The following is a 13,834-nucleotide window of genomic DNA, read 5'->3' on the forward strand; positions in this document are numbered from 1 at the left end:
AGTCAAAACACAGTAGCAACTTATTTTTTAGATAAGTTGCTACTGTGTTTATGAAATCAATAGAAATACGGGTGTTAGTATCTTTGGTATAAACCAGGTGGTTTTGTTATTTTTCTAATTGAAATTCTGTAATCCATTTTGCCACCACACCACACCATTCGTCTTCGTCATTCATACACGGAATGGCCATAAACTCTTCGCCTCCATGATGCAAAAATTGCTCATTGGCTTCCATAGCAATTTCTTCCAATGTTTCTAAACAATCTGCCACAAATGCTGGCGTTACAACGGCTAATTTCTTAATTCCTTTTTCGGGCATTTTGTTGATTTCTACATCCGTATAAGGTGTTAACCATTTGTCTCCTGCCAATCTCGACTGGAATGTTTGGCTGTATTTCCCTTCGGGAATGTTCAATAATCGTACCACTTGTTTTGTGGTTTCATAACATTGATGACGATAGCAAAATTCGTGTGCTGGCGAAGGTGTATTGCAGCAAGTACCATCTATGGTACAATGCGATTTTGTAACGTCTGTTTTTCGAATATGACGTTTTGGAATGCCATGATAAGAAAACAACAAATGATCGTAATCAAAACCTTCCAAATGTTTTTTTATCGAATTGGCTAACGCTTCAATATATCCGGGTTTGTTGTAAAATGCTGGAACTGTTGTGAATTTCATGTTAGGGAAATGCTTCGCACGAAGCTCTTCTGCTAACACCAAAATTGTGGTTGTAGAAGCCATTGCATGCTGCGGATATAAAGGAAAAAGCATGACTTCTGTTACGCCTTTGTCGTGCAATTCTTGTAACCCTTTTAGAATAGTCATGGTGCCATATCGCATGGATAATGCCACAGGGATGTCCACCAAAGTTTTCACTTTTTCGTGCATTTTTTTAGAAATCACAATCAAAGGAGAACCTTCGCTTGTCCAAATTCGGGCATAAGCTTCTGCTGATTTTTTTGGTCGGGTTTGCAATATGATACCTCTTACCAACAATGCACGCAATAAAAACGGAACGTCAATGACGTATTTATCCATTAAAAATTCATCTAAATAGGGTTTAACGTCTTTTGCTGTAGGACTTTCTGGTGAGCCTAAATTTACTAATAATACTCCTTTCATTTTATTGTATCGCTTTAATGGTTTCGTCTCCGCTAATATTTCTCACTTTTATTCTCAAAGGTTTTTTGTTACTTACTATTTTGCCGTCCCAAAAGTTTTTTGATTTTACGCCGTTTGTAATTATATAACCGAGTTTGTCAATTTTAATTTCTGTCGTGCTGTGCCATTGTCCTTCTGTGTTTTCGCAGTCAAGGGCAATAAGTTCTATGAGCTCTAAACCTTCTTCGCTGATGCTGATTGGGTTGAATGTTTTGCCTTTAGTAACAGATTGTAAATTTCCTTTCTGGTTGAATTCATTAATTTTCTGAATAAGTCTGTCGCTGATGAATTTTGTAATTTCCGTCTCGTAACCATCTTCAGTTTTGGTGGTTTTGAAATCTATGATGTCCTCTATTACTACATCGTGCAACAGATTTTTAAGGTCTTTTAGTTCAACTTCTATTTCTGTTGCGTTGTTGTCTTTAATGAATTTTTCTAATGCCTTTTGGTCGTCAATGTCTATGTAATACACAATTACTTTTTTGGCATTAACTTCTAGGTTTGATAGTTCCTGATTGATTATGGTATTTATGGTTGGAATATCCAACACCTTTTCTTGTGTATTGAGTAAATTAGGCACGTAAACCGGCACAATGCCTTCTTTACTTTTTGTGATTGCACCAAACCAAAAATTGCTAATTCCTTTTACTCCCTTTTGCAAACCTGGAATAAGCGTTGCCAATTTATCCATTGTCTGCTGTGGGTTGCGGAATAAGCTAACACCATCTTTTATTTCTAAAATTTGAAAGTTGGCTTTAGCTTCGACTAATCTGTCTCTTACCGTCTGAATACTGTTTAAACCTATGTCAACGTGAATAAATTTTCTTCCCAAGTCGCTAGAAATTTTGGCTGTAACTCCACTACCTCCAAAGAAATCGGCTACTACCATATTTTTTTTTGAAGCAATTTCAATTAAAAGTTCAATCAACCCTTCTGGCTTCTGAGTGGAATAATCTACCCTTTCTTTAGAAACATTTAAAACTGGTCTACAACTATATTCTTTAATATTGCCATCAGGCATTACTCTGTTAATAACACCCAAAAGTGTATCTGTTAAGATTGTATCAACATAAAATTTACCATTTTCATCTGTTAAAGTGCCTATAAACTGTTTATCTAAATATTGTCTTTCCTTTATTGTATTGATCTCAAAATTGTTTCTGTCATTTGTATAGAAATAAATTGAATCGTGTTTACGAGCAATTGAAGCTTTTTTTGATGCTCCACCACTTCTATATGACCATATAATTTCATTTACAAAATTATCTTCACCAAATACCTCATCCATTAAAATTTTTACATAATGTCCAATATGCCAATCCAAATGCATATAGATACTTGCGGTTTCACTCATTATGCTTTTGATTGCCATCAAGTTTTCATACATCCAATTTAAGTAATCTTCCTTCTGCCATACATCACCGTACATTTTTTCTTCAAATGCTTTAAGTTCTTCAATGTCCATTTCTTGCTCGGCAGCGGCTATTTTTTCTGCAAGTTTTGGATTTTTCCGCAAGTAAACTTTTTTAGAATAATCAGCACCACTTGCAAAAGGAGGGTCAATGTAAACCAAATCAAGTTTAATTCCTTTTTCTTTCAAGTAGGCACAAGCCGAAATACATTCGCCACGAATTACCAAATTTTCAGAAGGTTCGCCTACTGTTTCCAATGGTTCTACTTCGTAGTAAGGCATACCTCTTTTTATGCGGTCGTAAACTTTGTCGTTTTCACGGTAACGCAGCACTCTTTGTGTTCGGGTAATGTTATCTAATATCGCTTGTCCTTCAACCGTGTTAGGGTAATAGGGTATGTATTTTACTGGCATCTTTTTAATTGTTAATTGTTAATTGTTAATTGTTAGTGGTTAATTGTTAATGTTCAACTTAACCGATTTGATGATTGATGTTAGAAGTTTGATTATTTCTATTGCATCAGTATTAATGCTTTGAAATTGCTCAATGGTTAAATAGTCAGTTTCTTTGAGCAATTCGAGCCAATAGATACTTTCATTTATTTCTTTTTGAGCAATAGCCATTTTGTGTTTAAAATCCGCTTTGCTTTCAGCGTGTTCGGCTTCACGAACCAATGCACCAACTGCAGTTCCACTTCTCAACAATTGCTTTGAAAGAACAAACTCTTTTTTTGTTTCACACAAAAATTGATAGAGCTTTACTACTCTAATAGCAAATGCAAAACTTTTATTTTTGATGATATTCTCTGTCATTTCATTAACCATTTACAATTAACCATTAATCATTGAAGAACTGGTTCAACTTGTCATTCAATTTTGTAATGTTGGCCGCTATGTTCTTGCTGTCTTCCAAATACAGGAAGTCGAAACGTTGATAGCCGAATTTTTCTAGGTTGAGTTTTAAAAACTCGGTTTCTACAAAATCCTTTCTTTTTACGAAGTCGGGATTATTACTAAATCCTTCTCCTTTTGTTTCAATCATCAAAATTTTATGTATTTTTTCTTTTGCAGTTCTTTTAATGACAAGAAAATCAGTTGTGTATTGACCAACTTTATTCCAACGGTTTGAATTGTTTTTTGCAAAGCAATCTATTTTAAATTGCGTTAGATAATTATCACCGTTGTAGTAAATTTCCAAATCCTTCGTCTTAAAGTCCGCTAAACGCAGTGTTTCTTGTATGGCTTGCATTTCAAAACCACTACTACCACTTGCACCAAAATTGTATGGTAAATAATGGAATGTATTATTTTTAGATTTTATTGGTAGAGAATAATCTTTATCTGATTTGAAAGTTTCATATTCAGGAACCCACTTTTCCATTCCTTGACTTATCATAGTTTCCTTCATTACCTGATAAGCCTTTTCAACTTCTGCCCAATCAAATTCTATATCTGCATTTGTTTTATCTAATTCAAGAATTTTGTTTGTGTCGGCTTCGCTCGGATATAGTTTAGGATTTTGCTCTACATCGTTTAAGCGTTCTGCAATCAATAATTCCGCTTGTTTCGGAATTACTTCTGTGTCTGTTTGTAATTCTCTTTTAATGCTAAATGCAACTCGAATTTTAGATTGTATCAAATGTAAATCATACAATTCATTGAAAAAGCGGTTTCCGTCTTTTTCAAAAGAAAGGGTTTCAAATATTTCGTTTAGTTCTGTATCGTATTGGTGCAATTGCGTTTCTGAAATCAACCCAAAACTTTGACGACTTATTTCAAAAAGCCATTGGTTGTAATTTGCAAATGCAATTCCTGTTTCGTTAATGATATCAATAGTTCCAGTATCAATGTTAGCTATTTCACTAGTGCTTATCAATGCCGAAGCCTTATAATCCTCTATTTTATTGAAAAGTGCTAATAATTTAGCTTTTGTGTTTGCGTTTTCTTCTTCATCAATGCTTTGATAAGTTACCTTCATTTGATAAAATTCCACTTTTGGCAATTGCAAATATTCCATACGACTGTGGCGTTCCACCATTTCCGCTTTCCCAATTCGTTTGGTGCTGTTTAGTTCGTCAATGCTGCTGTTTTGTTCTTGTTTCAACTGTTTGTTCAGTGTATCGGCATTGTCTTTATTCAACCATATTAAAGCGGTTTCCTCTTTCCCTTTATCCACTTGGCGTAAACATCTGCAAGAAGTTTGCAATACCATATTTTGAGGACTGTCTCCTTTTTGAGAAAGGATGACGCCTGTTAAACTTGGGCAGTCCCAACCTTCTTTACCAACTTGCACCAGAAGAATGTAACGCTTTTTTGAAATTGCCAAATCCAATGAACGAAACTCTAATTCATTCTCCTTTGGCAAAGTGTATTTTTTATTTCCTCCGTGAAATTTTAAAATCTCGGCAGGATTTATTTTCAATTCGCTTGTCAGGAAAGGGTAAACTTCTTCTTCTAAAACTTCAATGTTGCTGCAATAGATAGCAATCTTTGCAATTGCTCCATTTTCATAAACTGTTTTCTTGTATTGTGTATCAAAGTCTTCAATTCCTTTTTTAATGATTTGAAAACGGTCAAGGTTTTGCCCGATTTTTACTGTCGGTGTTTTTAGGAATTTTTTAATTGCTGTTACCAACGGATAATAATAAACCGTGTTGGTTATTTGAGAAAATTTAAAAGCGTAATCACCTGCTTTGATAGTTTCAGCACCCTGCAAATATGGCGTTCCTGAAAAACCTAAAACGGTTGTAATGTTCCCTTTGCTGTGCCAATAATTTACGGCTTGCCGTAATTTAATATCATCGGTTGCTGCGTGGTGAACTTCATCTATAAGGATTGTCAAGTTCGGAATTTGTCCGAACAATCTTTTTAAATCGTTGCTTGTATCTTTTTCTTCTTCGTCAAGTTCCAATTCTGTTTGAGCATTGAATTTGAAACTTTCTAAAATCACTTTCTCTGCATTTACTACAAATACTTGACCAAATGGATTAGGTAAACAGGCGTTTACTTTTTGTGCATTTGGATTTCTTGCCTTGTTACTTTTCTTAGCTGATTTCTGCTCGTCCAAAACATCAAACTTCAATAGTTTTTTCAGTTTGCTTGCCGATGGCTCGGGCAATACCCAAGAAGGTTCGTAATTTTCAATTGTCTTTAAACTCGGAACGATAGAAGATTTTAAACCTGAAGGAATAAGCACCAAAAAATTATGTGCAAATGCTTTGTTCTCTGGTTCGTTGTCGGCAAAATACAAGTCTAAGTAAATGAAAGCAGCCATCAGAAAAGTTTTACCTGCACCCATTGGCAAACTCATTAAATAGTCGGCATAGCTTACGTTGTAAAAAATGCTTTTAATGATGGTATCGTAATCTAATGCGGTTGGATTACTCAAAATTTCATTTTCCAGACCTTGGATTTTTTGTTGTTTTGCAAAATCATACAAGGCATAAGCATTTTTATTTTGGGTTAAATATTCTCTAGCATTTTGATTGATGTTTAATTTGGATAAATCGGTCTCTTTTGTAAAAAAGCCTTCAGAGAATAATTTCCAAAGTGGTTTGTTCTGCCCCTCAATTTTTAAAAATAAATATGTTTCAATAGCCTCAATTTGGGTATCCCTTAGGTTTCCTTTAGTCCTTATATATTGAAGCAAGTTACTGATGCTACATCTTTCAGATAGTAACCAAATATTTTTTTTTTCTTTTATACTATTTTGAAGCATTATTAAAAATTACGTTTAATTAATTTACAAATATAATCAAATTTTTGTTGTTATTAGCCATTTAAATTCATCAAATACTTTTTTGGCGTAGTGCCAAATTTCTTTTTGAAAGCTGCAATAAAATGGCTTGAGGTGCTGTAACCAATTTTCAATCCCACTTCATTTACATTATACGAACCCGAATCTAGCAACTGTCTAGCATAATCCATTTTATAATCAAATAAAAAATTAAAAACCGTATCGCCATAAATTTCTTTAAAACCTGCTTTTAATTTTTTTAATGAAATGCCAACTTCATCTGCCAATTCTTGTAAACCTGGTGGCTCTGCCATGTTTTTTATAATGATTTCTTTCGCTTTTTTTATTTTCAAAACATTTTCTTCATCTGATAAAAAAGGACAATGTTCTGCATTGGGATCTTCATTGGTATTAAAAAACAAACTCAATAATTCGTAACTTTTTCCTTTTAAATACAAAGTTTTAATTGACGAATTTTGGTTGTAATGAAATATTTGATTCAACACGATTGACATAGAAGGACTGATGCTTTCTTCTGCATAATATTTTTTTTCTAAATTGTCTTTGCTCAAAAACGGAATCATTTCTGAATCGGATGAAAATAAAGTATGAAATTTTTTGATAGAAATTAGAATAGAAATTATCCAACTTTTAGGTGCTATTTCTAAATGAAGTGGTAATTCTTTTTGCGGATTGTATAGCAAGAGCGCTTTTTCTTCATTCAAATCTAATGTATAAGAATTATTGTTAAAAATAAATTTCCCTTTCCCTTTTACATTAAAATGAAACTGAATTAAACCCGAACCTACTTGTTTTTCTAATATTTCGGTACTTTCAGCATCGTTTTGAAATCGGAGTAAACTAAAATCGGTATCAATAATTATTTCTTCAAATGAACTCATAGCGTTGTTTTTTTTATAGAAAAATAATTTTAAATTCAAATTTTTTATTTATATTAATTCTAAACTAACATGTTTCAAGGGCTTAATATTGGTACAAAGTTATTGTTTTCTATCCAAATAAGAACTCTTTTTTATAAAAAAACTAATTACGATAAAAAAAGTACTTGTAGCGTTGTTTTTGTAAAGGTGTAAACTTTAATTTTGTGCGTCTTTAAGAGATAATACAAACTATGAATAATCAAACACCAGCAAAGCAAACTACATTTTATGCCATTGGCTTGAGCTACAAAAAAGCTGATGCCGAAATAAGAGGTAAATTTAGTTTGGATGAAAAAGCCAAAATAGCATTGTTGGAACAGGCCAAAATCAATGACATTGAAAGTTTGATTGTAACATCGACCTGCAATAGAACAGAAATATACGGTTTTGCACAGCATCCTTTTCAGTTGATACAATTGCTTTGTGATAATAGTTTGGGTACCGTTGAAGAGTTTCGGAAATATGCCTACATTTATAAACAAAAGGAAGCATTAAATCATATTTTCAGAGTAGGAACGGGTTTGGATAGTCAAATTTTGGGTGATTTTGAAATTATTGCCCAACTAAAAAATGCTTTTGTAGAAAGTAAAAAACGCCATTTGGTCAATGCTTATTTGGAGCGTTTGGTCAATTCGGTCATTCAAGCGAGTAAGAAAGTAAAAAATGAAACCGAAATTTCTAGTGGTGCTACTTCCGTTTCTTTTGCCGCGGTTCAATATATTTTTAAAAATGTAGAAGCCATTTCTGATAAAAATATTTTGCTTTTCGGAACAGGAAAAATTGGTAGAAATACTTGTGAAAATCTCGTAAAACATTCCAAACACGATCAAATTACGCTGATAAATAGAACAAAGGACAAGGCAGAAAAACTTGCCAAAAAACTTAATCTTGTTGTAAAAGATTATACCGATTTACAAATAGAATTACAAAAGGCAGATGTAGTTGTTGTGGCAACAGGTGCTCAGAATCCTACAGTTGATTTGGATATATTGAATTTAAAAAAACCATTGCTTATTTTAGATTTATCGATTCCAAAGAATGTAAACGAAAATGTAAAACAAAATCCTTTGGTTACCTTAGTTCACATGGATCATTTATCGGAAATCACTGATGAAACTTTAGAGAACAGAAAACAACATATCCCTGCTGCCGAAGCAATTATTAATGAAATATTATCTGAATTTCTAACATGGTCCAAAGGTAGAAAATATGCACCAACCATTCATGCTTTAAAAGCAAAATTGAATGCTATTAAAGTATCGGAAATCAATCACTTGAAAAAGAAAAATGCCGATTTCAACGATGAATATGCCGAAATTGTTACTGATAAATTAATTCAAAAAATAACCAGTCATTTTGCTAATCATTTGAAAGATGATAACACGGTTGTGGATGAAAGTGTAGAATGGATAAATAAAGTTTTTCAAATAAGCCCCCTAACCCCCAAAGGGGGAATTCCCAAAAAAGAATTAAATGAGCAATAAAAATAACAATCCAACTATTCTCCCTTCGGGGGCTAGAGGACCTATCCGCATAGGCACCCGCGATAGTGAACTCGCACTTTGGCAAGCCAAAACAGTTGAAAAACAGTTGAACGATTTGGGTTACAAAACGGAAATTATCGCCGTAAAATCTGAAGGAGATATTGTTTTAAACAAACCATTGTACGAACTAGGAATTACGGGAATTTTTACCAAAACCCTCGATATTGCAATGATTAATGGTCAGGTAGATATTGCGGTACATTCCATGAAAGACGTGCCAACATTATTGCCAAATGGAATTGTGCAAGGTGCAGTTTTGGAAAGAGCTTCTGTCTTTGATGTTTTGGTTTATAAAGATAATTTAGATTTTTTATCTCAAGAAAACAGCATTATTGCAAGCAGTAGTTTACGAAGAAAGGCAAGTTGGTTGCACAAATATCCTACGCATACCATAGAAGATATTCGTGGAAATGTAAATACCAGAATGCAAAAAGTAGCAGAATCCGACACTTGGAGCGGTGCTATTTTTGCCGAAGCTGGTTTGGAGCGCATCAACCTAAAACCAGAAAAAGCAATTGTTTTAGATTGGATGATTCCCGCACCAGCACAAGGAGCGATGCTTGTGGTAGCTATGGCGAATGACGAATTTACCCGAGAAGCTGTGAGCCAATTGAACGATATTGAAACAGAGATTTGCACCCATATTGAAAGACAATTTCTAAAAACTTTAGAAGGCGGTTGTACAGCTCCGATTGGGGCTTTGGCAAAATATGATGAGGTGAAAGACACTATTGATTTCCAAGGAGTTTTGTTTTCGGTTGATGGAAAACAAAAAATCGAAATCGAAAAATCGGTTGATATATCCGAGTGGAAGAAATTAGGATTCCATGCAGCACAAGAAATTTTGAATAACGGAGGTGCCGAATTGATGATCGCAATTAAGGAACAATTGAAAAAATAAATTTTAACCATTAAGATATTAAGAAAATTAAGAATAAGCTTGATGAACCTTAATGCCTTAATGGTTTAATAAAAAACAAAACAATGGCAAATCCAACCCGAATTTTATCGACGAAAGTGCTTTTGAGTCATCAAAAACAAGTCTTGACAGATGTTGGTTTGGAGGTGTTGGAATATAATTTTATACAGGTAGAAACCAAAAATTTTGAATTAAAAGGTATTAAAGACCATTTGATTTTTACAAGTCAGAATGCGGTACGAAGTTTTTTGAACCATCCACAATTTGAGAAAAATAAATCAGGTCTTCAATCGAAAAAAGCGTTTTGTGTAGGCGTTAAAAGCAAAACCATTTTGACCGATGCGGGTTTTGAAGTGGTAGCTTATGCAGATTATGCTTCCGATTTAGCGGAGATTGTCAGTTTGATTTATGCCGATGGGAGCTATACTTTTTTCACTGGAAATTTGCGAAAAGAAACCATGCCTTTGGCGTTAAAAGAAGCTGGAATTGCGTTCAACGAAATTGAGGTATATGAAACCAAATTGACTCCCAAAAAAATAACAGAATCGATAGATGCGATTTTGTTTTTCAGTCCGTCAGGTGTAGAAAGTTATTTGAAAGACAACAAAATCAAAAAAGAAATGTGCTTTTGCATTGGCGAAACGACTGCTGAAGCCTTAGAAAAAGTAACCAAAAACAGTATCGTTGCACAACACCCTTCTATTGAAGCCTTACTCGACGATGTAATCGAAGAATTAAAATAAGCCCCCTAACCCAAAGGGGGGATGTGGGAAGTTTATAAATTAAATAAATATTAAAATTTAGAAAGTTTAAATTAATACAATGAACAATATAGACAATCAAATTCTCCCTTCGGGGGTTAGGGGTCTGCAAAACGACCTTTTTTTACGAGCTTTAAACAACGAAAAAGTAGAACGCCCACCCGTTTGGATGATGCGTCAAGCTGGAAGATATTTACCCGAATTTAGAGCTTTGCGAGATAAATACGATTTTTTTACCCGTTGTGAAACCCCAGAATTAGCGGCTGAAATTACCGTGCAACCCATTCGAATTGTAAAACCCGATGCGGCAATTTTGTTTTCGGATATTTTGGTGGTACCAAGAGCGATGGGAATTCATGTAGAATTAAAAGACAATCTAGGACCGATAATCCCAAATCCGATTCGTACCATGGAACAAGTGAACCAAGTATTTGTGCCTGATGTAAATGAAACTTTGGGTTATGTTTTTGATGCCATCAAATTAACCAAAGAAATGCTGAATAACGAAGTGCCTTTGATTGGTTTTGCAGGTTCCCCTTGGACGATTTTTTGCTATGCGGTGGAAGGAAAAGGATCCAAAAGTTTTGATACTGCCAAAGGATTTTGTTTCTCCAATCCAGTTGCAGCACACACTTTATTGCAAAAAATCACCGATACGACGATTTTATATTTGAAAGAAAAAGTAAAAGCAGGTTGCAACGCCATTCAGATTTTTGATTCTTGGGGCGGGATGTTGTCACCAGTGGATTATCAAGAATTTTCTTGGAAATACATCAACCAAATTGTAGAGACTTTGGCAGACGAAACAAAGGTGATTGTTTTTGGAAAAGGATGTTGGTTTGCTTTGGGCGAAATGGCAAAATCAAAAGCTTCGGCTTTGGGTGTAGATTGGACGTGTTCGCCAAGAAATGCCCGTTATTTAACAGGCGGAAACATCACCTTACAAGGGAATTTTGACCCAAGTCGTTTACTATCACCAATTCCAACCATCAAAAAAATGGTGCATGAAATGATTGATGAATTTGGAAAAGACAATTACATCGTAAATTTGGGTCACGGTATTTTGCCGAACATTCCTGTGGATCATGCCAAGGCGTTTGTGGAGGCGGTGAAGGAGTATGGGATGTAAACGCACCTCCTACAAGGTTTCCAAAACCATGAATACGGTTCAACTACTTCGAGGTTTTTTATCTCTTGCAAGGTTTCCAAAACCTTGTAGGTGTTTTAAAATTGAAAGCGTTCAAAACAGTAAAAGCGTTATTACTCCTGCAAGGTTTCCAAAACCTTGTAGGTGAAAAAAAATGATATAATCAGTAGATATGAAACTTGAAATTTTAGAAAAAGATAATTTTTATCACATTTATAACAAAGGAATAAATGGCACTAATATATTTGAAAATGAAGAAAACAAACTATTTTTCCTGAAACAGTTAGCTAAATATTTATCTGAAAAAATTTCCGTTTTAGCATATTGTTTAATGGATAATCATTTCCATTTTGTTATCAGGATTGATGAAGAAGATAAAATCGTTACCCAAGCATTTTCTAATTTTTTTAATTCTTATGCAAAGGCTTTCAATAAACAGAATAATAGAACAGGAAGTCTTTTTGAAAAACATTTTAAAAGAATAAAACTTGAAAATGAATTGTATTTGAAGAATTTAATTATTTATGTACATCTAAATCCTAAACATCATTTAGGTTTGGACTATAAAAATTTTAAATTTTCATCTTTTCAAGCCATTCTTTCCGATAGCTATACTAGTATAAAAAGAAACGATGTCATTCAATTGTTTGGAGATTTGGATAATTTTGTTTTTTGCCATAATCAAAAAAATGATTTTTTAAATGAAAAATATACATTTGAATAGTTATCAAAATTAAATATAAAATTGAAAGTATAAATATCGATAAATAATAACAAATATAGATACCTACAAGGTCTTGAAGACCTTGCAGGAATCCTAGAAATCAAATTAAAAAATATGAATTGGTCTAAAATTTTAACTGTAGAAGTACCTTTGTTTTTACTAGTAATAAATATTTTATTTTTATTTACTGGAAGAAATACAAATCCAATGACATTTAGGTATAATAAAATTTTTACTCCAGATTTAAATACATGGGTTTATATTTCATTATGTTTTGTTTTAGGTTTGATAGGTATTTATTATCGTAATTTTAATATTGCCTTGTACTATTCAAGTCCGCTTTTTCTATTATTTGGGTTGATTTTTTGTAATCAAATTTTCAAAACGATATTTAATAGAAATATAATTATTGCTACAAGATGGGATTTTAAATCAGCTAAAATTAATGTTTTTGATAGAATATTTGGTTTTTTAATAGTTATAGCTCCGTTTCTTATGCCTATAATTTATCAGCAAATAATTAAATAATTAAAATAATTTCTTTAACCATTTATAAATTTTTTCATCCCAATGACCAAAGAAACCGCAATAAAACTATTTGAACAAAAACAAATTCGTTCTGTTTGGAGCGAAGAAGAGGAAAAATGGTATTTTTCTATTGTTGATGTTATTCAAGTTCTTATTGAAAATGATAGACCAAGAAAATATTGGAGTGATTTAAAAGCTAAATTACTCAAAGAAGGAAGTGAAGTGTCCGATAAAATCGGACAGTTGAAATTGCAAGCCGAGGATGGTAAAATGAGATTTACGGATGTTGCTGATACAGAACAATTGTTCCGACTAATTCAATCGGTTTCTTCCAAAAAAGCGGAACCTTTTAAATTGTGGTTGGCTCAAGTAGGTAGAGAACGAATCGAGGAAATAGAAGATCCAGAGCTGGGTTTTGACAGACTAATGGAAACCTATCTCAAAAAAGGCTATTCTAAATCTTGGATCAATCAACGTTTAAAAAGCATTGAGGTTAGAAAAGAATTAACAGACGAATGGGAAAATCGTGGAGTGAAAAATGGACAAGAGTTTGCTATTTTAACAGATGAAATAACAAAAGCTTGGAGTGGTTTGTCTGTCAAAGAATATAAAAATCACAAGGGCTTGAAAAAAGAAAATTTGCGAGATAACATGAGTAATTTGGAATTGGTTTTAAATATGTTAGCCGAAGCCACAACTACTGAAATTAGCAAAGAAAAGCAACCTAAAACCTTTTCTGAAAACAAAAAAATAGCCAAACAAGGTGGTACGATTGCAGGAAATACTCGTAAGGAAATAGAACAAAAAACAGGTAAAAAAGTGGTAAATAAACTAAATGCTTCGGACTATTTAAATAACAAAAAAGAATTAGAATAATGAATAACAAATTTAATGCTTATACCTTTAAGTTTATAAAAAAGCTAAAAAATTAAAGACTCAATTAAAATAAATAGTAACA

At 33.2% G+C, this 13,834-nt stretch carries 12 protein-coding genes; 7 read left to right on the forward strand and 5 right to left on the reverse strand.

Annotation, left to right across the window (positions count from 1 at the left end; all coding sequences use genetic code 11):
* Positions 1-106 precede the first annotated feature (106 nt).
* The 5 genes from hemH to B0A58_RS07645 are packed head-to-tail and all read right to left on the reverse strand — an operon-like array spanning position 107 to position 7,214.
* The gene (hemH, locus tag B0A58_RS07625; RefSeq protein ID WP_089080561.1) at positions 107-1,126 is read right to left on the reverse strand and encodes a ferrochelatase; all 1,020 of its coding nucleotides are present in this window, start codon (positions 1,124-1,126) and stop codon (positions 107-109) included.
* Between the two features lies 1 nt (position 1,127).
* Positions 1,128-2,990, reverse strand: coding sequence for a DNA methyltransferase (locus tag B0A58_RS07630; protein ID WP_089080562.1), 1,863 nt, complete (start codon positions 2,988-2,990; stop codon positions 1,128-1,130).
* A gap of 39 nt (positions 2,991-3,029) precedes the next feature.
* Positions 3,030-3,389, reverse strand: a complete 360-nt coding sequence (locus B0A58_RS07635; RefSeq protein ID WP_089080581.1) for a four helix bundle protein — start codon at positions 3,387-3,389, stop codon at positions 3,030-3,032.
* A 25-nt stretch (positions 3,390-3,414) separates the two neighbouring features.
* Positions 3,415-6,294: a DEAD/DEAH box helicase gene (locus B0A58_RS07640; RefSeq protein WP_089080563.1), complete on the reverse strand. Its 2,880-nt coding sequence runs from the start codon at positions 6,292-6,294 to the stop codon at positions 3,415-3,417.
* Between the two features lie 53 nt (positions 6,295-6,347).
* Positions 6,348-7,214, reverse strand: coding sequence for a helix-turn-helix transcriptional regulator (locus tag B0A58_RS07645; RefSeq protein WP_089080564.1), 867 nt, complete (start codon positions 7,212-7,214; stop codon positions 6,348-6,350).
* 230 nt (positions 7,215-7,444) lie between these two features.
* On the opposite strand from B0A58_RS07645, the gene hemA reads away from it, so the two are divergent.
* From hemA to B0A58_RS07680, 7 genes are all read left to right on the forward strand, one after another.
* Entirely contained in the window at positions 7,445-8,737 is a 1,293-nt protein-coding gene (gene hemA, locus B0A58_RS07650; protein WP_089080565.1) for a glutamyl-tRNA reductase, read from the forward strand.
* Positions 8,727-9,698 (forward strand): hydroxymethylbilane synthase, encoded by a 972-nt coding sequence (gene hemC / locus B0A58_RS07655; RefSeq protein ID WP_089080566.1) that lies wholly within the window; start codon positions 8,727-8,729, stop codon positions 9,696-9,698. Before hemA ends, hemC begins: the two co-directional genes overlap by 11 nt.
* Positions 9,699-9,781: 83 nt before the next feature.
* Positions 9,782-10,459: a uroporphyrinogen-III synthase gene (locus B0A58_RS07660; RefSeq protein WP_089080567.1), complete on the forward strand. Its 678-nt coding sequence runs from the start codon at positions 9,782-9,784 to the stop codon at positions 10,457-10,459.
* A gap of 79 nt (positions 10,460-10,538) precedes the next feature.
* Entirely contained in the window at positions 10,539-11,606 is a 1,068-nt protein-coding gene (hemE, locus tag B0A58_RS07665; protein ID WP_089080568.1) for a uroporphyrinogen decarboxylase, read from the forward strand.
* A 190-nt stretch (positions 11,607-11,796) separates the two neighbouring features.
* Positions 11,797-12,348: a transposase gene (locus tag B0A58_RS07670; RefSeq protein WP_089080569.1), complete on the forward strand. Its 552-nt coding sequence runs from the start codon at positions 11,797-11,799 to the stop codon at positions 12,346-12,348.
* 114 nt (positions 12,349-12,462) lie between these two features.
* A complete protein-coding gene (locus B0A58_RS07675; RefSeq protein WP_014082715.1) occupies positions 12,463-12,876 on the forward strand; it encodes a hypothetical protein in 414 nt (137 codons plus the stop codon).
* A gap of 42 nt (positions 12,877-12,918) precedes the next feature.
* A complete protein-coding gene (locus tag B0A58_RS07680) occupies positions 12,919-13,752 on the forward strand; it encodes a BRO family protein (protein WP_089080570.1) in 834 nt (277 codons plus the stop codon).
* The last annotated feature ends 82 nt before the right edge of the window (positions 13,753-13,834 follow it).

Origin of the sequence: Flavobacterium branchiophilum NBRC 15030 = ATCC 35035 (assembly GCF_002217205.1) — a bacterium.
Lineage (GTDB): Bacteria > Bacteroidota > Bacteroidia > Flavobacteriales > Flavobacteriaceae > Flavobacterium > Flavobacterium branchiophilum.